Source organism: Paraplanobispora siamensis (assembly GCF_016863175.1).
In the GTDB taxonomy this organism is placed as follows: Bacteria; Actinomycetota; Actinomycetes; order Streptosporangiales; family Streptosporangiaceae; genus Planobispora; species Planobispora siamensis.
The window spans coordinates 172,991-191,902 of the sequence record NZ_BOOJ01000047.1 but is presented as its reverse complement, the minus strand read 5'-3'; the positions used below and the strand labels follow the sequence as shown (position 1 = coordinate 191,902).

The 18,912-nt window shown below is 71.2% G+C and carries 17 protein-coding genes and 1 pseudogene; 15 read left to right on the top strand and 3 right to left on the bottom strand.

Annotation, left to right across the window (positions count from 1 at the left end; all coding sequences use genetic code 11):
- Window positions 1-146: 146 nt before the first annotated feature.
- The 12 genes from Psi01_RS27685 to rraA all read left to right on the top strand — a co-directional run bounded on the left by Psi01_RS27685 (window position 147) and on the right by rraA (window position 14,193).
- Window positions 147-1,814 carry a sensor histidine kinase gene (locus Psi01_RS27685; RefSeq protein ID WP_204067059.1) on the top strand — a complete coding sequence of 556 codons (1,668 nt, stop codon included), beginning with the start codon at window positions 147-149 and terminating at the stop codon, window positions 1,812-1,814.
- A gap of 416 nt (window positions 1,815-2,230) precedes the next feature.
- Window positions 2,231-3,226 carry a nitroreductase/quinone reductase family protein gene (locus tag Psi01_RS27680; RefSeq protein ID WP_204067046.1) on the top strand — a complete coding sequence of 332 codons (996 nt, stop codon included), beginning with the start codon at window positions 2,231-2,233 and terminating at the stop codon, window positions 3,224-3,226.
- A 182-nt stretch (window positions 3,227-3,408) separates the two neighbouring features.
- The gene (locus tag Psi01_RS27675) at window positions 3,409-3,963 is read left to right on the top strand and encodes a DoxX family membrane protein (protein WP_204067045.1); all 555 of its coding nucleotides are present in this window, start codon (window positions 3,409-3,411) and stop codon (window positions 3,961-3,963) included.
- Window positions 3,964-4,087: 124 nt separating this feature from the next.
- Entirely contained in the window at window positions 4,088-4,750 is a 663-nt protein-coding gene (locus Psi01_RS27670) for a CBS domain-containing protein (protein WP_204067044.1), read from the top strand.
- Between the two features lie 138 nt (window positions 4,751-4,888).
- Window positions 4,889-7,204 carry a phosphoketolase family protein gene (locus Psi01_RS27665; protein ID WP_204067043.1) on the top strand — a complete coding sequence of 772 codons (2,316 nt, stop codon included), beginning with the start codon at window positions 4,889-4,891 and terminating at the stop codon, window positions 7,202-7,204.
- Between the two features lie 243 nt (window positions 7,205-7,447).
- Window positions 7,448-8,539 (top strand): ABC transporter ATP-binding protein, encoded by a 1,092-nt coding sequence (locus tag Psi01_RS27660; protein ID WP_204067042.1) that lies wholly within the window; start codon window positions 7,448-7,450, stop codon window positions 8,537-8,539.
- Window positions 8,532-9,635 (top strand): ABC transporter ATP-binding protein, encoded by a 1,104-nt coding sequence (locus Psi01_RS27655; RefSeq protein ID WP_204067041.1) that lies wholly within the window; start codon window positions 8,532-8,534, stop codon window positions 9,633-9,635. The genes Psi01_RS27660 and Psi01_RS27655 overlap by 8 nt, the downstream gene beginning before the upstream one ends.
- Window positions 9,632-10,672 carry a carbohydrate ABC transporter permease gene (locus Psi01_RS27650; protein ID WP_204067040.1) on the top strand — a complete coding sequence of 347 codons (1,041 nt, stop codon included), beginning with the start codon at window positions 9,632-9,634 and terminating at the stop codon, window positions 10,670-10,672. Before Psi01_RS27655 ends, Psi01_RS27650 begins: the two co-directional genes overlap by 4 nt.
- 4 nt (window positions 10,673-10,676) lie before the next feature.
- A complete protein-coding gene (locus Psi01_RS27645; RefSeq protein WP_204067039.1) occupies window positions 10,677-11,525 on the top strand; it encodes a carbohydrate ABC transporter permease in 849 nt (282 codons plus the stop codon).
- 2 nt (window positions 11,526-11,527) lie between these two features.
- A complete protein-coding gene (locus Psi01_RS27640; RefSeq protein ID WP_204067038.1) occupies window positions 11,528-11,803 on the top strand; it encodes a DUF2160 domain-containing protein in 276 nt (91 codons plus the stop codon).
- A gap of 37 nt (window positions 11,804-11,840) precedes the next feature.
- Window positions 11,841-13,613 (top strand): ABC transporter substrate-binding protein, encoded by a 1,773-nt coding sequence (locus Psi01_RS27635; protein WP_204067037.1) that lies wholly within the window; start codon window positions 11,841-11,843, stop codon window positions 13,611-13,613.
- A 109-nt stretch (window positions 13,614-13,722) separates the two neighbouring features.
- On the top strand, window positions 13,723-14,193 hold the full coding sequence (rraA, locus tag Psi01_RS27630; protein WP_239128065.1) for a ribonuclease E activity regulator RraA: 471 nt from the start codon (window positions 13,723-13,725) through the stop codon (window positions 14,191-14,193).
- 123 nt (window positions 14,194-14,316) lie between these two features.
- Here rraA and Psi01_RS27625 read toward each other — a convergent pair whose 3' ends face one another.
- Complete coding sequence (locus Psi01_RS27625; RefSeq protein ID WP_204067035.1) at window positions 14,317-15,801, bottom strand: PhoX family protein; 1,485 nt, start codon at window positions 15,799-15,801, stop codon at window positions 14,317-14,319.
- A 240-nt stretch (window positions 15,802-16,041) separates the two neighbouring features.
- Window positions 16,042-17,265 carry a hypothetical protein gene (locus Psi01_RS27620; protein WP_204067034.1) on the bottom strand — a complete coding sequence of 408 codons (1,224 nt, stop codon included), beginning with the start codon at window positions 17,263-17,265 and terminating at the stop codon, window positions 16,042-16,044.
- 108 nt (window positions 17,266-17,373) lie between these two features.
- Between Psi01_RS27620 and Psi01_RS27615 the strand changes: the two genes are divergently transcribed.
- The 3 genes from Psi01_RS27615 to Psi01_RS27610 are packed head-to-tail and all read left to right on the top strand — an operon-like array spanning window position 17,374 to window position 18,625.
- Window positions 17,374-17,601: an RNA polymerase sigma factor gene (locus Psi01_RS27615; RefSeq protein WP_307819276.1), complete on the top strand. Its 228-nt coding sequence runs from the start codon at window positions 17,374-17,376 to the stop codon at window positions 17,599-17,601.
- Entirely contained in the window at window positions 17,598-18,014 is a 417-nt protein-coding gene (locus Psi01_RS43545) for a hypothetical protein (protein WP_239128064.1), read from the top strand. Before Psi01_RS27615 ends, Psi01_RS43545 begins: the two co-directional genes overlap by 4 nt.
- A complete protein-coding gene (locus tag Psi01_RS27610) occupies window positions 17,966-18,625 on the top strand; it encodes an LCP family protein (protein ID WP_507763456.1) in 660 nt (219 codons plus the stop codon). Before Psi01_RS43545 ends, Psi01_RS27610 begins: the two co-directional genes overlap by 49 nt.
- Window positions 18,626-18,639: 14 nt before the next feature.
- Here Psi01_RS27610 and Psi01_RS44730 read toward each other — a convergent pair.
- A pseudogene (locus Psi01_RS44730) lies at window positions 18,640-18,843 on the bottom strand (IS982 family transposase); the annotation flags it as partial.
- Between the last annotated feature and the right edge of the window lie 69 nt (window positions 18,844-18,912).

The following is an 18,912-nucleotide window of genomic DNA, read 5'->3' as shown; positions in this document are numbered from 1 at the left end:
GCGTGTCCGTCGTGGAGGGCGCCGGCGGTGTACGGCCGCAGCCCCATGGCGGGTGCGGGACCCTGCTGGGCGAGGTGGAACACTTGAACGTCCGGTTCGGTATTGGTTAGGGGGCGGGCGTGGGTGACAAGCCGTTGATTCCGAAGATGCGCCTGGACGAGCTGCTGACGGAGCTGCAGAGCCGGCTGGCCACGGCGCTGGAGACCCGGGACCGGGTCCACTCGCTGCTGGAGGCCGTGGTCTCGGTCGGCAGCGACCTGGACCTGGAGACCGTGCTGCGGCGGATCACCGAGGCGGCCGCCACGCTGGTCGACGCGCGTTACGGGGCCCTCGGGGTGATCGGCGAGGGGCAGACGCTGGAGCGCTTCATCCCGGTGGGCCTCACCGAGGAGGAGATCGAGGGCATCGAGCACTGGCCGCACGGCAAGGGACTGCTGGGCCTGCTCATCAAGGATCCCCGGCCGCTGCGGCTGGACGACCTCTCCGAGCACTCCTCGTCGTACGGCTTCCCCGAGGGCCATCCGCCGATGCGCAGCTTCCTGGGCGTGCCCGTCCGGGTGCGCGAGGAGGTGTTCGGCAACCTCTATCTGACCGAGAAGGCCGGAGGAGGAGTCTTCGACGACGAGGACGAGGCCGTGGTCGCCGCGCTGGCCACCGCGGCCGGCGTCGCCATCGAGAACGCCAGGCTGTACGAGGAGAGCAGGCAGCGTGAGGATCGGCTGCGGGTCTCCGCCGAGCTGACCACCGGCCTGCTGTCGGGCGACGAGCCCGATGAGGTGCTGGCCGTCATGGCGCGGCGCGCCCGGGAGCTGACGCACGCCGACACGGCCACGGTGAGCTTCCCGCTCGGGGAGTGCATGCGGGTCGAGATCGCCGACGGGCTCGGCGCGGAGCTGCTGCGGAGCAGGGACGTGCCGATGGGGCGCTCGCTGGCCGCCTCGGCGCTGCGATCGGGCATGTCGCAGAGCACGCCGGACCTGCGCAAGCACACGGACTACCCGGAGCACCTGGAGCATGTGCCGCTGGGGCCGACGATCGCCGTGCCGCTGGGCAAGCCGGGCAGCACCCGCGGCGTGCTCAGCCTGGCCAAACGGACCGGGATGATGTCGTTCAACGAGGCGGACCTGCGCACGGCCGAGGCGCTGGCCGGGCAGGCGGCGGTCGCGCTGGAGCTGGCCGACGTGCGCCGCGACGCCGAGCGGCTGGGCCTGCTGGAGGACCGCGACCGCATCGCCAAGGACCTGCACGACGTGGTGATCCAGCGGCTGTTCGCGGTGGCGATGACGCTGATGAGCACGGTCCGGATGGTGGACAACCCGACCGCCTCGGCCCGGGTGCAGCACGCGGTGGACGAGCTCGACCAGACCATCAAGGAGATCCGTTCCACGATCTTCGCGCTGCAGTCGCCGCCGCAGCCCGGGGCCGGACCCGGCCTGCGGGGCCAGGTGATGGAGCTGGTGGAGGCGGCGCGGGACCAGCTCGGCTTCATGCCCGGCATCCGGATGGAGGGCCCGCTGGACAACACGGTGCCCGAGGAGGTCGGCGAGCAGCTGCGGGCGGTGCTGCGCGAGGCGCTGTCCAACGCCGCGCGCCACGCCCGGGCGAACAGGGTCCAGGTGCTGGTGGGAGTCAGCGAGGGCACGCTGCTGCTGGAGGTCACCGACGACGGCGTCGGCATCCCCGAGGGCGGACGGCGCAGCGGGCTGCGCAACCTGGAGGACCGCGCCACCCGGCTGGGCGGGACCTTCAGCGCGCAACGCGTCGAGGGCGGCGGGAGCCGCCTGCGCTGGCGGGTCCCCCTCGAGCGGGGCTGATCCCGGGCCCCGGCCCCGGCCGGGTCGCGGACGCGGAAAAGGGCCGGAGGTCCCTGGGGTCGAGGGATTTTCGTCACTGCCGGAGGGCGTGCGATCGGCGGTCGAATGGGGGCGACCGCAGGAGGCGCGACATCATGACACCGCACACCGCACGCCCGGTGAACCTGGGACATCCTCGCGACACCCGCAGGCCGGCGGCCCCGAGACCTCCTGCCGCCGGACCGGCGGACCAGGGGTACCCCCGTGACGTCCGCAAACCGGTGGGCCTGGGAGTCCCCGCCGCCGGACCGGCGGACCGGGGGCGTCCCCGTGACGTCCGCGAACCGGTGGATTCGGGAGTCCCCGCCGCCGGGCCGACGGACCGGGGGCGTCCCCGTGACACCCGCGGGCCGGGGTGGCGGCGTCTGCTGGACGGGATGCAGAACCGCGTGGTCAACCCGGTCGTGCGGGGGCTGTTGCGTTCTCCGGTGCACGACCTGGTGAGCGCCTCGGTCGTGCTGATCACGGTGCGGGGCCGGGTGAGCGGCCGGGAGATCGTCGTCCCCGCCGGATACGCGGAGCGGAACGGCGAGCTGCTGCTGATCAGCCGCCGGGAGCGGCAGTGGTGGCGCAACCTGCGCGACGGGGCGCCGGTCCGCGTACTCCTGCGGGGCCGTGAGTGGAACGCGACCGCGCGGACGTCCCTGGAGACGGAGCAGGTCGTGGAGACCCTCATGGCGATGGCCGCCGACCGTCCGTCGGGGGCCGCGCAGTCGGCCTGGGCCCGTGACGGCGTCGCGATCCGGATCCGCCTGGGTGATCCGGTCCCGCGTGCCCGGGCCACCGGCCTGTGGTGGCGCTGGTTCCGCGCCACCGTGCTCGGAGAGGTCGCCGGATTCCTCCTGCCCGCGACGGTCGCGGCGCTGATCGCCGGCTCCCCGGGACTCGGGCCGCTGGCCCTGGCCGCCCTGATGATCCTCGCCGGAGCGGGGGAGGGGGCCGTGCTCGGCCTGGCCCAGGCCTGGGCGCTGCGCGGTGCGCTGCCGGCCGTGCCGACCCGGTCGTGGGTGCGGGCGACCGCGGCCGGTGCGGCGCTGGCCTGGTCGGCGGCGGTCCCCCTGATGGTCGGGCGGGGGGCGCAGGACGTCCCCTGGCCGGTCCTCGTCGCGATGGGCGTGGTCGTGCTGACGTCCATCGGGCTGTTGCAGTGGCGGCTCCTGCGCGGGCATCTGGCCCACGCGTGGCAGTGGGTCGTGGCGAGCGCCGGCGGCTGGTGCATGGGCCTGGCCGTCTTCGGCCTCGTCACCACGCCGCTGTGGCAGCCGGGGCAGCCCGCCGCGCTCGTCGCGCTGATCGGAGTGCTGGGCGGACTCGTCATGGCCGCGACGATGGCCGCCGTCACCGCCACCACGCTGGTCCGGCTCGTGCGCTGAGGCCTCGGAGGAGGCTCGTGCGCCGAGGCTTCGGAAGAGCTGCGATCGAAAGGACGAAAGTCCCATAGAGGACAGGACCTTGGCGGTCCCGGCGCGAGCCGTACGTCTCTGCGGAAACAGGGGGTGCAGCCGATTAACTGAGTGTCATAAGAACACGACAGAAAAGAAACAAGGAGCCGATCATGGCCATCCTCGAACGGCACACCCGGCCGCTCACTACTCCCGCCGCCCCCGCCGCCGCGCAGGGCCGCACCCCCGCCGCCGCCTACGCCTGGGCCGCCGCCCGCATCGCCCTGGGCTGGGTGTTCCTGTGGGCCTTCGTCGACAAGCTGTTCGGCCTCGGCTTCGCCACCCCGGCGGCCAAGGCCTGGGTCAACGGCGGCAGCCCCACCACCGGCTTCCTCAAGGGCACCGGTGAGCACGCTCTGGGCGGCTTCTTCAGCAGCCTGGCCGGTCAGGTGTGGGTGGACTGGCTGTTCATGCTCGGCCTGGCCGGCGTGGGCACCGCGCTGATCCTGGGCATGGGCATGCGGGTCGCCGCCGGCGCCGGTGCGCTGATGATGCTGATGATGTGGGCGGCCGAGCTGCCCCTGGTCACCAACCCGTTCGTCGACGAGCACATCGTCTACGCCATCGTGCTGGTCGCCCTGGCTCTGAGCCACGCCGGCGACACCCTGGGCCTGGGCGCCTGGTGGAGCAGGACCGCCCTGGTCAAGCGACTGCCCTTCCTCAAGTGAGGGCCCGCGAGACGCCCGTCCCCTGACGACAGGGGACGGGCGTTCGTTCGTGGCCGGTGTCCGTGCGGACGGACGGCCTGCGCGGAAGCGGGGCCGGGAGAAGACAGAAAGGTGAATGATCAAAATGCAGGTCAAAGACGTCATGGGCAAGGTCGCCATCGCGGTCCGGCAGGATGCCTCCTTCGCCGAGCTGGTCGCCACCATGCAGCGTTTCAAGGTCGGTGCGGTGGCGGTGATCGATGCCGACCGGCGTCCGGTGGGTGTGGTCTCGGAGGACGATCTGCTGCTCAAGGAGACGAGTCAGCGGCATGGTGAGGGGTTCTTCCAGAGCCGTCGGCGCCGGCAGGAGCGGCACAAGGCGGCCGGGGTCCATGCCGGTCAGATCATGAGCAGTCCGGCGATCACGGTGACGGCGGGCACGCCGGTGCGCGAGGCGGCCCGGTTGATGCACGAGCACCGGATCAAGCAGCTGCCGGTGATCGACGCGGTGACGGGCAAGATCGTGGGCACCGTCCACCAGGGCGACCTGCTGAAGATCTTCATGCGCCCGGCGGAGGAGATCCGTCAGGAGGTCCTGCGGGCCCTGTCCGGGCTCGGGTTCCCCGCCGACGGGGTCACCGTCGCCGTCGAGGACGGTGTGGTCACCCTGGGCGGGCGGGTGGCGCTGTGCTCGCAGATCGCCCCGCTCGTGGCGGCGGTCGAGGGCGTCGACGGCGTGACGGGCGTGGAGGACGCCGTGACCTTCACGGTCGACGACCTCGTCGCCACTCCCATGCCCTACCTGTAGGCGACCCGATCTTCCCGCCGTCGGCGGCTTCACGTGTCGGAAAATGTGTTTTTCGATCCTTCTGCACTTTCCCAAAGCTTCATCAGTGAGGACCAAATCCTCTAGATGATCAAGAAAAATACGGGAATCGTGGCCTTCATGGAGAAACTACAGAGGATCGATGCCTACTGGCGCGCTGCGAACTATCTCTCAGTGGGGCAGATCTACCTGCTGGACAACCCCCTGCTGACCGAACCTCTCGCGGTGGAGCACATCAAGCCCCGGCTGCTCGGGCACTGGGGCACCACGCCGGGCCTGAACTTCTGCTTCGCGCACCTCAACCAGGTCATCCTTGAGCGGGACCAGGAAATGATCTACATTGCCGGGCCGGGACACGGCGGCCCCGCCGCGGTCGCGCACGCCTGGCTGGAAGGCTCCTATACCGACAAGTACCCCGACATCCCGCAGAACGTCGCGGGCATGCGGCACCTGTTCCGGCAGTTCTCCTTCCCCGGCGGCGTCCCCAGCCACGTCGCCCCCGAGACGCCCGGTTCGATCCACGAGGGCGGTGAGCTCGGCTACGCCCTGGCCCACGCCTACGGCGCCGCCTTCGACAACCCCCGCCTGGTGGTCGCCTGCATCATCGGAGACGGCGAGGCCGAGACCGGCCCGCTGGCCGCCAGCTGGCACTCCAACAAGTTCCTGGATCCGCAGCGTGACGGGGTCGTCCTGCCGATCCTCCACCTGAACGGCTACAAGATCGCCAATCCAACGGTGCTGGCCCGCATCCCCGAAGACGAGCTGATCAAGCTCATGGAGGGGTACGGTTACCGCCCGCACATCGTCTCCGGCGACGACCCGCAGGCCATGCACGAGCTGATGGCCTCCACCCTGAACACGGTCTTCGACCAGATCGCCGAGTTCAAGAACGGCCACGCCCAGCGCCTGCCCATGATCATCCTGAGGACGCCCAAGGGCTGGACCGGGCCCCGCGAGGTCGACGGCGTCCCGGTGGAGGGCACCTGGCGTTCCCACCAGGTCCCGCTGTCCGGAGTCCGCGACGACGCCGCCCACCGGGCGATGCTGGAGGAGTGGATGCGCTCCTACCGGCCCGAAGAGCTCTTCGACGCCGAGGGCCGGCCGATCCCGGAGGTCCTCCAGCTGGTGCCGGAGGGCCCGCGGCGGATGAGCGCCAGCCCGCACGCCAACGGCGGGGAGATCCTGCGCCCGCTGGCCATCCCCGACTTCCGCCGCTACGCCGTGGAGGTCAAGGCTCCGGCCGCGCAGATGACCGAGCCCACCCGCGTGCTGGGCGCCTTCCTGCGCGACATCATCGAGGCCAACCCGCAGACCTTCCGCCTGATGGGACCCGACGAGACCGCCTCCAACCGGCTCAGCGCGGTCTTCGAGGTGACCTCGCGCACCTGGAACGCCGAACTCCTGCCCACCGACGACTCGCTGGCCCCCGGCGGGCGCGTCATGGAGGTGCTGTCGGAGCACCTGTGCCAGGGCTGGCTGGAGGGCTATCTGCTGACCGGCCGGCACGGCCTGTTCAACTGCTACGAGGCGTTCATCCACATCGTCGACGCCATGTTCAACCAGCACGCCAAGTGGCTGGACGCCTGCCATGACATCCCGTGGCGGCGGCCGGTGGCCTCGCTCAACTACCTGCTGTCGTCGCACGTGTGGCGCCAGGACCACAACGGCTTCAGCCACCAGGACCCCGGCTTCCTCGACGTCGTGGTCAACAAGAAGGCCAAGGTCGTGCGGGTCTATCTGCCGCCGGACGCCAACACGCTGCTGTCGGTCGGCGACCACTGCCTGCGCTCGCGCGACTACGTCAACGTCATCGTGGCGGGCAAGCAGCCGGTGCTGGACCTGTTCACGATGGACGAGGCGATCGTCCACTGCACCCGCGGTCTGGGCATCATCGACTGGGCCTCCAACGACGCCGGCGGCGAGCCCGACGTCGTGCTGGCCTGCGCCGGTGACGTGCCGACCCTGGAGACGCTGGCCGCGGCCGCGCTGCTGCGGGAGTATCTGCCCGACCTCAAGGTCAGGGTCGTCAACGTCGTGGACCTCATGCGCCTGCAGCCGCCCAGCGAGCACCCGCACGGCATGCCGGACGCCGAGTTCGACGCCCTGTTCACCGCCGACAAGCCCGTCATCTTCAACTTCCACGGCTACCCGTGGCTGATCCACCGGCTGACCTACCGCCGCGCCGGCCACAACAACATCCACGTGCGCGGCTATAAGGAGGAGGGCACCACGACCACGCCCTTCGACATGGCCATGCTCAACGACATCGACCGCTACCACCTGGTCATCGACGTCATCGACCGCGTCCCGGGCCTGGGCACCGCCGCGGCGCACCTGCGCCAGAAGATGACCGACCTGCGGCTGCACACCCGCGCCCACACCCGTCAGTACGGTGAGGACCCCGCGGAGATCCGCAACTGGACCTGGCCGCAGTGACCGCCGGACCCCGGCCGCCGCAGACCGCCGGATCCTGAACGTCACCGGATCCTGAGCGGTCCGGATCCCGTACGCACGGCGCCCCGCAGGCCTCGCCTGCGGGGCGCCGCTGCTCTATGCACAAACTTGCAGATCATGTTATATGGAGGTGCCAACCGACCCAGGACTGTCGCGACCACACGTCGGAGCCTCACGCCGACCGCACGGTATTCGATCATGCTCCGGCAGGGAGGACGGGGCACAGTGACGCTGATCCTCGACGGCGTTCGCGTCAGGCAGCGCGGGGAGACCTGGCTCGAAGACATCGATCTCGAACTGCCCAACGGGATGACGACCCTCATCGGGCCGCTGGCGGCGGGCAAGACGACGCTGATGCGGGTCGCCGCCGGGCTCCTTCCCCCCACCTCGGGACGCGTCGTCGTCAACGGCAGGGACGTCACGTCGATCTCGGTGCGCAAGCGGTCGGTGGCCTTCGTGTACCAGCAGTTCATCAACTACCCGTCCCTGTCGGTGTACGAGAACATCGCCTCCCCGCTGCGCCTGGACCCCTCCTTCCCGCGCCGGGAGATCGATCGGCGGGTGCATGAGATCGCCGAGATCATGGGCATCGGCGACCTGCTCGACCGCAGGCCCGAGGAGCTGTCGGGCGGCCAGCAGCAGCGCACCGCCATCGCCAGGGCGCTGGCCCGGCCCGTCGACGTGCTGCTGCTGGACGAGCCGCTGGCCAACCTCGACTACAAGCTCAGGGAACAGCTGCGCGCCGACCTCAAGGACATGTTCGGCGGCTCGGCGGGGGTGGTCCTGTACTCCACGGCCGACCCGGCCGAGGCGCTGGGCTTCGCGGCGCCCACGGTGGTGCTTGGCGAGGGCCGGATCCAGCACGTCGGCGACGTGGCGGAGATGTACGACCGGCCGCCGACGCTGGCCGTCGCGGCGACGCTCAGCGACCCGCCGCTGAACCTGCTGCCCGGCCTGGCCCACGACGGCAGGATCGACTGCCTGGGCGTCTCCTTCCCGGTGCCCGGCGAGCGCCCGCCCGCCGGGCGCGTGGTCCTGGGGGTGCGCCCGCACCAGGTGACCATCGAGCGCACCGGGCCCGGCGACCTGGAGTTCCCCGCGGAGATCCGGCTGGCGGAGGTGACGGGCAGCGCCACCTTCCTGCACCTGCTGCTGCCCGGCAGCCGGCACCTCGTGGCCCAGCTGGAGGGGACGCGGCTGTTCACGCCGGGGGAGCCGGCGACGGCGTACGTCGACCCCGGGCGGGTCCTCATCTTCGACGAGGCCGGTGTGAGCCTGCCGGCCAGACCGGCGGCGGAGGCCGATCTGCATGGCTGACATCCGGCTGGAGGGCGTGGGGCACAGCTACGACGGGGGCCGGACGTGGGCGCTGCGGCCGATGACGTGGACCTGGCGCAGCGACCGGGCCTACGCGCTGCTCGGGCCCAGCGGGTGCGGCAAGACGACGCTCCTGAACATCATCTCGGGGCTGCTCTCCCCGACGACGGGGCGGGTCTGGCTGGGGGACCGGGACGTCACCGCGGTGCCGACCGCGCGCCGCAACATCGCGCAGGTCTTCCAGTTCCCGGTGCTGTACGAGGAGATGTCGGTGTACGACAACCTCGCCTTCCCGCTGCGCAACCGCAAATACCCCAAGGCGGAGATCGACCAGCGGGTGCGCAGGGTGTCCCACCTGCTCGGGCTGGACGACCACCTGCGCCGCAGGTCCCGCCGGCTGGACCCGGGCCGGCAGCAGATCGTCAGCCTGGGCCGCGGGCTGGTCCGGCCCGAGGTCGCCGCGGTCCTGCTCGACGAGCCCCTCACCGTGATCGACCCCGCGATGAAGTGGACGCTGCGCAGCAAGCTGAAGGAGATCCACCGCGACACCGGCCACACGCTCATCTACGTCACCCACGACCAGACCGAGGCCCTCACCTTCGCCGACGAGGTGGTCGTCCTCAACGAGGGGGAGATCGTGCAGGCCGGAGAGCCGACCGAGCTGTTCCTGTCGCCCGCGCACGAGTTCGTCGGGCACTTCATCGGCTCGCCCGGCATGAACGTGGTGCCGGGCGAGATCGCCGGCGGGACGGTCCGGGTCGGGGGCGAGGCCGTCGGGCGGGCGGTGGGCGAGGACGGCGACCTGCCGCCGGGACCGGTGCGGATCGGCGTGCGGCCGGAGTTCGTGCGGATCACCGCCGCCCAGGCGACACCCGGCCTGGCCGCGCGGGTCACCGCGGTGGACCGCATGGGCGCCTACGACCTCGTGCACGCCCGGGTGGACGACCACCCCCTCGTGGTCAAGACCGGCGCCGGTTCCCGGTACGCGCCCGGCGCCGTGGAGTTCTTCCGCTTCGACGCCGGCCGGGCGTTCCTGTTCCGGGACGCGGTCCGGTGCGGGTCGATCGCGCCGCTGGACGGGAGGGACGGATCGTGACCGGCGAGAGGCTGAACGACGTCTCCGGCGACGTCTCCGGCGACGTCTCCAGTGATGTCTCCGATGTCTCCGGTGAGGTCTCCACGGCGGGCGCCACCGTCGCCGGCGACCGGGTGGAGCCGGAGGCGCCGGTCGGCGCGGCCGTACCCCGCGACGAGCCGGGCGGGCAGGTGGACACCAAGCCGAGGAACAACCGGGCCTGGTTCCTGGTGCTGCCGGTCGTCGTGTCGGTCGCGTTCACCGCGGTGATCCCGCTGATGACGGTGGTCAACTTCTCGGTGCAGGACATCTTCAGCCCCACCGACCGGATCTTCGTTGGGCTGGACTGGTTCCGGGCCGTCACCCGCGACCCCGAGGTCCACGCCGCGTTCGTGCGGACGCTGCTGTTCTCGGCGCAGGTCCTGCTGCTGGAGATCCCGCTCGGGGTGGCGATCGCGGTGGCGATGCCGCGCCGCGGGCTGGGGGTGCCGGTGGCCCTGGTTCTGGTCGCGCTGCCGCTGCTCATCCCGTGGAACGTGGTGGGCACCATCTGGCAGATCTTCGCCCGCGGCGACATCGGCCTGGGCGGCTGGACTGTCAACAACGTCCTGGGCGTCAACTTCAACTACACCCTGGACTCCACCGACGCCTGGATCACGGTCCTGATCATGGATGTGTGGCACTGGACCCCGCTGGTGGCGCTGCTGGCCTACGCGGGCCTGCGCTCGATCCCCGAGCCCTACTTCCAGGCCGCGCAGATCGACGCCGCCTCCGGCTGGGCCACCTTCCGCCACATCCAGCTCCCGCGCCTGCGCGGCGTGCTGACGATCGCGATCCTGCTGCGCTTCATGGACAGCTTCATGATCTACACCGAGCCGTTCGTGGTGACCGGCGGGGGGCCGGGCAACGCCACGTCGTTCCTCAGCATCCTGCTGTCGAAGATCGCCGTCGGGCAGTTCGACCTGGGGCCCGCCGGCGCCTTCTCACTGCTGTACTTCCTCACCGTGCAGATCGTCTCCTACGTCTTCTTCACCGTGCTGACCAGGACGGGAAGGTGAGCCCATGCCCGCGAAGGCGAGCCCGGTCGCCGTGGCGGCCGGCACCCGGCGGCAGCTCCCGTGGGCCCGCACGGTGTTCTGGCTGTACGTCGCGACGCTCATGCTGCCCCTGCTGTGGATGTTCGGCATGTCCATCCGGCCGAACGAGGACATCCTCGGCAGCTTCGCGCTCATCCCGCAGCGGGTGACGTTCGAGAACTACCAGACGTTCTTCACCGATCCCGTGTGGTACTCGAGCTACCTGAACTCGATCATCTACACGTCCATGAACGCGGTCCTGTCGCTGATCGTGGCGCTTCCCGCCGCCTACGCCTTCTCCCGCTTCAGGTTCGCCGGGGACAGGTTCCTGTTCTTCTGGCTGCTGACCAACCGCATGGCCCCGCCCGCGGTGTTCCTGCTGCCGTTCTTCCAGATCTACCAGAGCGTGGGGCTGTTCGACACCCACCTCGGGGTCGCCATCGCGCACATGCTGTTCAACGTCCCGCTGGCCGTGTGGATCCTCGAGGGGTTCATGTCGGGCATCCCCCGGGAGATCGACGAGACCGCGGCGATCGACGGCTACTCCCTGCCGCGCTTCTTCGTGCGCATCTTCCTGCCGATGATCCGCTCCGGGATCGGGGTCACCCTCTTCTTCTGCTTCATGTTCAGCTGGGTCGAGCTGCTCATCGCCAGGACGATCACCTCGGTCAACGCCAAGCCGATCGCCGCGACCATGACGCGGACCGTGAGCGCGGCCGGGGTCGACTGGGGCCTGCTCGCCGCGGCGGGCGTGCTGACGATCATCCCGGGAGCGATCGTCATCTGGTTCGTCAGGAACTACGTGGCCAAGGGGTTCGCCCTCGGGAGGGTCTGACCGTGCTGGAGTGGATGGTGTGGACGCCGCCCACGGCCCTGGTGTTCATCGGGCTGGGCCTGCTGCTGGCCGGGATGGCGGTGTGGGCGAAGATCTCGCCGCCGGTGGCGCGGCGCGGCTTCCTGCGGATCGAGACCGACCGGGGTGACCGGCTGTACATCGGGCTGATCAGCGCGGCGGTGGTGCTCACGGTCTGGATCGCGGTCACCGACCTGTCGATGTGGCTCGCCCTGGGGTGCGCGCTGCTGGTGGCGCTGGTGATCGGCATATGGGGTTGACACGGAAAAAGCAACGGCCGCCAGAGAGGAGTCGGAGATGTCGTTAACACTCAGGGGGCGTGCGGTCGTCGTCCTGGCCGTTTCCGGTCTGCTGGCGGCCGCGTGCTCGCAGGGGGAGCAGGGGCGGCGCACCGGGGAGTTCAACGAGGCCGCCGCCAAGACCGCGGCGGCGCGGTGGGTCTCCCAGGAGTTCACCCCCAGCACCCTCTCGCGTGACCAGCAGCTGGCCGAGATGGACTGGTTCATCAAGGCGGCGGCGCCGTACCGGGGCATGGACATCAACGTGGTCTCCGAGACCATCACCACGCACGAGTACGAGTCGCGGCAGCTCGCCAAGGCGTTCACCGAGATCACCGGGATCAGGATCAAGCACGACCTGATCCAGGAGGGCGACGTCATCGAGAAACTCCAGACCCAGATCCAGGGCAACCAGAACATCTACGACGCCTACGTCAACGACTCCGACCTCATCGGCACGCACTCCCGCGGGGACTACGTGCTCCCGCTGTCGGACTACATGGCCGGGGAGGGCAAGGCGGTCACCTCGCCGACGCTGGACATCGACGACTTCATCGGCATCAGCTTCACCACCGGGCCGGACAAGAAGATCTACCAGCTCCCCGACCAGCAGTTCGCGAACCTCTACTGGTTCCGCTACGACTGGTTCACCGACGAGAAGATCAAGAAGCAGTTCAAGGACGCCTACGGCTACGACCTGGGCGTGCCGGTCAACTGGGCCGCCTACGAGGACATCGCCGACTTCTTCACCAACAAGGTGAACGGCGACGGCACCGTCGAGGGCAAGAAGGTCTACGGGCACATGGACTACGGCCGCAAGGACCCCTCGCTGGGCTGGCGCTTCACCGACGCCTGGCTGTCGATGGCCGGCAACGGCGACGCGGGCATCCCCAACGGGCTGCCGGTGGACGACTGGGGCATCCGGGTGGAGGACTGCCGCCCGGTCGGCTCGTCGGTGGGCCGCGGCGGCGACACCAACGGCCCGGCCTCGGTCTACGCGCTGACCAAGTACGTGGACTGGCTGAAGAAGTACGCGCCCAAGGAGGCGGCCGGGATGAACTTCAGCGAGGCCGGCCCGGTCCCCGCGCAGGGCCACATCGCCCAGCAGATCTTCTGGTACACCGCCTTCACCGCCGACATGACCAAGCAGGGACTGCCGGTCGTCAACGCGGACGGCACGCCGAAGTGGCGGATGGCGCCCAGCCCGCACGGCTCCTACTGGAAGGACGGCAACAAGCTGGGCTACCAGGACGCCGGGTCCTGGACCCTGCTGAAGAACACCCCGCCCGAGCGCCGCGCCGCGGCCTGGCTGTACGCCCAGTTCGTCACCTCCAAGAGCGTCTCGCTGAAGAAGTCCATCGTCGGGCTGACCTTCATCCGGGACACCGACGTCCGCAGTGACTACTTCACCGACAACGCGGCCAAGTACGGCGGCCTGATCGAGTTCTACCGCTCGCCCGCCCGCAAGCAGTGGACCCCGACCGGGACCAACGTGCCCGACTATCCGCGGCTGGCCCAGCTGTGGTGGCAGAACGTCGCCACCGCGGTGACCGGGGAGACCACGCCCCAGCAGTCGATGGACAACCTCGCCAGGCAGCAGGACGAGATCCTGTCCCGGCTGGAGCGCCGCGGCTACGGCGGCGACTGCGCGCCGAAGCTGAACCAGGACCGGGGCGCCCAGTACTGGCTGGACCAGCCCGGCGCCCCGGTGCCCAAGCTCGCCGACGAGCGGGGCAAGCCCGAGACGCTCGACTACGACAAGCTGATCGCGCAGTGGAAGCAGGGCAACTGACGTTGCGCCACGCGGGCCCGCCGCAGGGCGGGCCCGCGCCGTCGTTAGCATGGTCCCGGCCCGGCCCCGCCGCCCGGCGGGGCCTTCGCGGCATCACGGAAGGCCAGGCGTGAACGTCATCACGGCAGATCTCTACGACGAGCGCGGCGACGAGCTCGACTCCTGCGACCTGCAGCTGCGCCAGTACGGCGGGCGCCGCGCCTTCCGCGGCACCGTCGTCACGGTCCGCTGCCACCAGGACAACCTCCTGGTCAAGCAGGCCCTGTCCGAGCCCGGCCACGGGCGCGTGCTGGTCGTCGACGGCGGGGGCTCGGTGCACACCGCGCTGATGGGCGACGTGATCGCGGGCGCCGCGGTCGCCAACGGCTGGGCGGGCGTGGTCATCAACGGCGCCGTCCGCGACGTCGCCGCCCTGGGGGAGCTCGACCTCGGCGTCAAGGCCCTGGGCTCCAACCCGCGCAAGAGCGCCAAGGACGGCGCAGGGGAGCGCGAGGTGCCGGTGACCTTCGGCGGGGTCACCTTCCACCCCGGCGCCGAGCTGTTCAGCGACGACGACGGGATCCTCGTCACCCGGAAGTGACCGCCCGGGAGCGGTCGCGCGGGAGTGACCGTCCGGGAGTGACCGCCCGGGAGCGGTCGCGCGGGCCGGGAGCGCCGGGTCCCGCGCGATCCGCTCGCCGCGATCCGTGCCAGGGGCCCGTGCCTACAGGGGCCCGCGCTTCCAGGGGCCGCGGATGGCGTAGGTGCGGCCGGGCGGGTCGGTCGCGGCCGTGCTGCCGAGGTTGTTGACGAACAGCACCGAGCCGTCGGGGCTGAAGCACGCCCCGGCGAACTCGCTGTCGTCACTGATGTTGACCGCGAACTCGAACGGCTGGCCGCGGCGCGGGTCCAGCCCGATCAGGCGGTTGACGTTGGTCAGCCCGGGGGCCAGCGGGTGCGGGTCGGCGTCGCTGCCGGAGGAGTCGTCCTCGCACAGGACGATGCCGCCGCGCGGGGTGAAGGTCAGGTTGTCGGGGGAGTCCAGGGCCTTGCGGCCGGGCGACTCGTAGACCAGCACCAGTGTCCCGCCGTCGTGACGGCCCGGGATGTAGCGCCAGACCTGGCCGTAGCCCTCGACGAACCCGTCGGCGTTCGGGGCGTCGCCGTTCTTGGCGTCGCCGCCGCTGGTGGAGTTGAAGAACACGCTGCCGTCGCCCCACCAGCAGCCCTCCAGCCGGTTGAACTTCGCCCCGCCCTTGGCCAGGCCCTGCTGGGTGCAGGTCGGCGCGCCCCCCTCCAGGTCGGGGTCCGGGTCGTCGATCGTCACCCACTCCACCGGCAGCCGGGCGCCCATGCGCTGTCCCTCGCGGCAGTCGTAGCCGTCGCGGCCCTTGATCTTCAGCATCTCCAGCACGCCGCCGGCGGCCAGGTTGCGCGGGTCGTCGGGGCGGTAGCGGTAGAAGCCGTCGGGCTTGCCGGAGTCGTCCTCGGTCTCGTAGACGTAACCGGTGCGGGGGTCGACGGCGACGGCCTCGTGCGAGAAGCGCCCCATCGCCGTGATCGGCATCGAGGCCGCGGGCTTTCCGGGTTCGGGCCCCTCCAGCGGCACCTCGAAGACGTAGCCGTGCTTGCGCTGCCACCCCTGGGCGGGGCCCGCCGTGGTCTCCTCGCAGGTCAGCCAGCCGCGGGCGCCGAGCATGACGCCTCCGGCGCAGTTGATGATCGTGCCGTTGACGCTGACGAAGTGGCGGATCACCTCGCCGCTGCGCAGGTCCACCTCCAGGGTGGTGGTCCCCCCGACGCCGAGCTCGTCGTAGCGGGCCGAGCCGGGCACGTGCACCCGGCCGACGGGCGATCCCGGCGGGGTGCGGACCTCGTGGTTGCGGATCAGCCGGGCGGTGTGCCGGTGGGTGCCGCGGAAGGCGCCCATGCCGTCGTGGGCGATCGGCGTGAGCGTGCCGTCGTCCATCGGGGTCCCGGTCCGGCCGATGACGGTGTAGGAGAACCCGGCGGGCAGGGCCAGGAGCTCCTCCCCGGTGTTGCGGGACCTGGTACGGCGCAGCTCTCCGTAGCCCACCTCGCCGGGGTGGGAGAGCGGACGGCCCTGCTGCGCCCAGGCGGCGTGCGCCTCCAGGGTGCTCAGCGCCACGCCGGCCGCGAGGACGCCACCGGTCGTGGCCAGGAAGGATCTGCGATCGACGGAGACCATGACGAGTCCCTTCGTGAGGGTTCGGGACGAGACCCCGCCCCCCGGCGGGAGTCGTGCGTCCGGAAGATGAACATCCGGTGAACGGGATCTCCCTGAGCATCCCCGCTGATTGCGGTCCTGTCCACCTCTCAAGGGGATGTCTTCATGTCTTTACAAGGACCGTTCCCGGGCACACGGACCCGCGTCGTCCGGACTCCGCCCGCCCGGCGGTGGGTGCGGACCCGGTGACCTCGGGACTCATCAGGCGCAGGCGGTCCCGGCGGGCCGGTGACGGGCGCCGGTGACGCTCCAGCGCGGCCCGTCGGGGGTGTCCTCCACCACCACCCCGCCGGCGGACAGCGCGGCGCGCAGCGCGTCGGCCAGGTCGTAGCGGTGCGAGCGCCGCAGCTCGCCGCGCAGCACCAGCAGCGGCTCGACCATCGGGGCCAGGCGGTCGCGCGGGTCCACGGTGTCGGCGAGCCCTCCCAGCACGGCGATCAGGGAGCGCAGGGTCCGCCGGGCGTCGTCGACGCCGCCGGCGTCCTCCTCGGTGTCGGCCGACCAGGTGACGATCTCGGCCTCCAGGTCGAGTACGGCCCGGACGGCGGCGGCGGTGTCGTGCCGCGTGAGTGCGGTGCGGACGTCCCGCTCGCGGTCACGGGCGGTCTCCTCCAGGGTGACCTGGCGGGGCGCCGGCGGGCCCGCCTGCCGCAGGACGCGGGCAGGGGCGCCGCCCCGGGCCAGGCGGCCGATCCCGGCCAGGTCGGTGCCGCCGCCCGCGGGCAGGACCACCTGAGAGCCGCGCCGCCGGACGGTGAGAGCCCCGCGACCGGCCACCGTGACCTCCCCGTTCTCCAGGTCGATGATCACCGCGGTGTGCTCGTCGATGCCTAGCACGAAGGCGTCCGGCGGCAGCAGGTCCTCCATCAGCGACAGCCGCCGCTCTCCGAGATAGCAGTAGCGGGTGTCGTGGGTGCCGCCCTCGGCGTTGTCGAAGTGCGGGATCACCACCGCGCGCAGGCCGAGCGGTTCCAGCAGGTCCAGGCCCTCCCGCCAGTGCGGGTCCTGGCCCACCTTGTAGATCTCGTAGACCGGCACCGTGGCGAGGCCCGCCGTACAGGCGGCGGCCGAGGCGAGCACGGTCGCCCCCCGCCGCGCCCGGACCCGGGCCCGCAGCTCGTCCGCGACGCCCGAGCCGGTCCACCGGCCGAGGGCGAAGGTCGGGCTGCCCGGCCCGGAGAACACCCAGTCGGCCTCCTCCAGCCGGGCCGACACCTCGACCTCCAGCCCGACGCTCCGGGCGAAGTAGCCGCGGGCGCGGGCGGAGATGTCGGCGGCGTTCTCCTGGAAGGCGTACGGCGTGTCGAGCAGCACGGCCCGGGGTGCGGCCCCCAGCCCGCGCACGACGGAGCGATGGATCTCGACCATGGTCGGGCTCGTCTCGCCCGAGCCCATCAGCACCAGCACGCCGCGCCCGTCCCGCATGGCCGCCCTCTCTCCCGTACGCCGACGATGATGGTCCGGCGGAGCCCCGGCGTCCACCCCTCACGCGGGCGGCGATCCGGTGCGGCACCGTGACGGGTGGCCGCCGGGGTGAGCGCGCAGGCCGTCCGGCCCGCGCTGGTCAGCGCGCTCGCGGCGCTGTGGGCCAGGGACCGCGACGTGCTGCTGCTGATCGCCTGGTGCGATCTGACCTACGAGGAAGTCGCGCGGGCACTCGGCATCCCGGTCGGCACCGTACGCTCCCGCCTCAACAGGGGCAGGCGGAAGGTACGGGAGGCGCTGGGCGACACCAACCCGATCCTCGAGGAGGAGGCGTGACGATGGACGACCTGGAGATGCTGCGCGACCTCGGCGCCGAGCTCGAGCACCGGCCTCCGGCGTCGCTGGCCCGCCAGCGCGACCGCCTCCCGGCCGCCGGATCCCGCGGCGGGACCCGGAGCGCCGGGCCCCGCCGCCGGTGGGTGAGATGGCCGGTCATGGGCCTGGCCGCCGCGGCCACCGTGGTCGCCGTGACCGTGACCGTGCCCGTGCCCGTGCCCGTGCTCGTGATGAACGCCGGGGAGAGCACTGCCCCGGACGGGGGCGGGTCGGTCGAGCCGACCGGCGCACTGAACATCCTCGTCGTCGGCACCGACAGCCAGGCCGGCGCCCCCGCTTCCGCAAAGGCGCGCACAGCGACACCATCCTGCTGGCGCACCTGCCGGAGGACCGCGAGCGGATCACGTTCGTGAACCTGCCTCGCGACTCGATCGTCCGGATCCCCGCCTGCGGAACGGCGCCGGCCCGGACAGGCCTGATCAAATCGGCGTTCGACACGGGCGGGCTCGCCTGTACCGCCAAGACGGTCGAGACGCTGACCGGCGTACGGATCGACCACGCGATGGAATTCGACTTCCAGGCGTTCAGGGAGGTGGTCGACGCCCTCGGCGGCGTCGAGGTCAGGCTGCCCGCACCCGTGGACGACCCCAAGACCAAGCTGAAGCTCCCCGCGGACAGGGTCGTGCTCGACGGTGAGAAAGCGATCGCCTACGCGCGGCTGCGCTGGTACGGCGACGGCTCGGACATCCAGCGGATCGCACGCCAGACGGCGCTGATGCAGTCGATGCCGAAGACGGCCAGGCGAGCGCTGACCGACCCGGTCCGGCTCCGGTCCTTCTTCTCCGCGGCCACCAGGAGCGTGAAGAGCGACATGGACCTGGGCACGATGGTCACCGTCGCCGAAAGCGTGCGCGAAAGCCGGACGCTGTTCCTCACGGTGCCGTGGCGACCGGACCCCGACCAACCCAACAGGATCATCTGGAAACAGCCCGAAGCGGACAAGCTGTTCCGCACGCTGCGCTAGACGAGTAAGTCCGGTCAGTGCTCGCAGGCGATCAGCGAGCGGGTGACAGGCCGGCCGGTGGCGCGGTTGCGCCAGATCACCGTGGTCAGCGCCAGGATCCGCTGGGTTGCACGGGCGGCGCCTCCCGCGGGGCTGCGCCCGCCGTGCAGCTCCAGATCGAGCCGGCCTTTTCAGGGTGCGTTGACCGATTCGATCAATCGGCGGATCGGTTTGAGGATCGGTCCCACATCGATCCTCAGCACCCTTCACCGCTTCTGTGCCGGCGTGGCGGTCAGGCTCATCTGCCG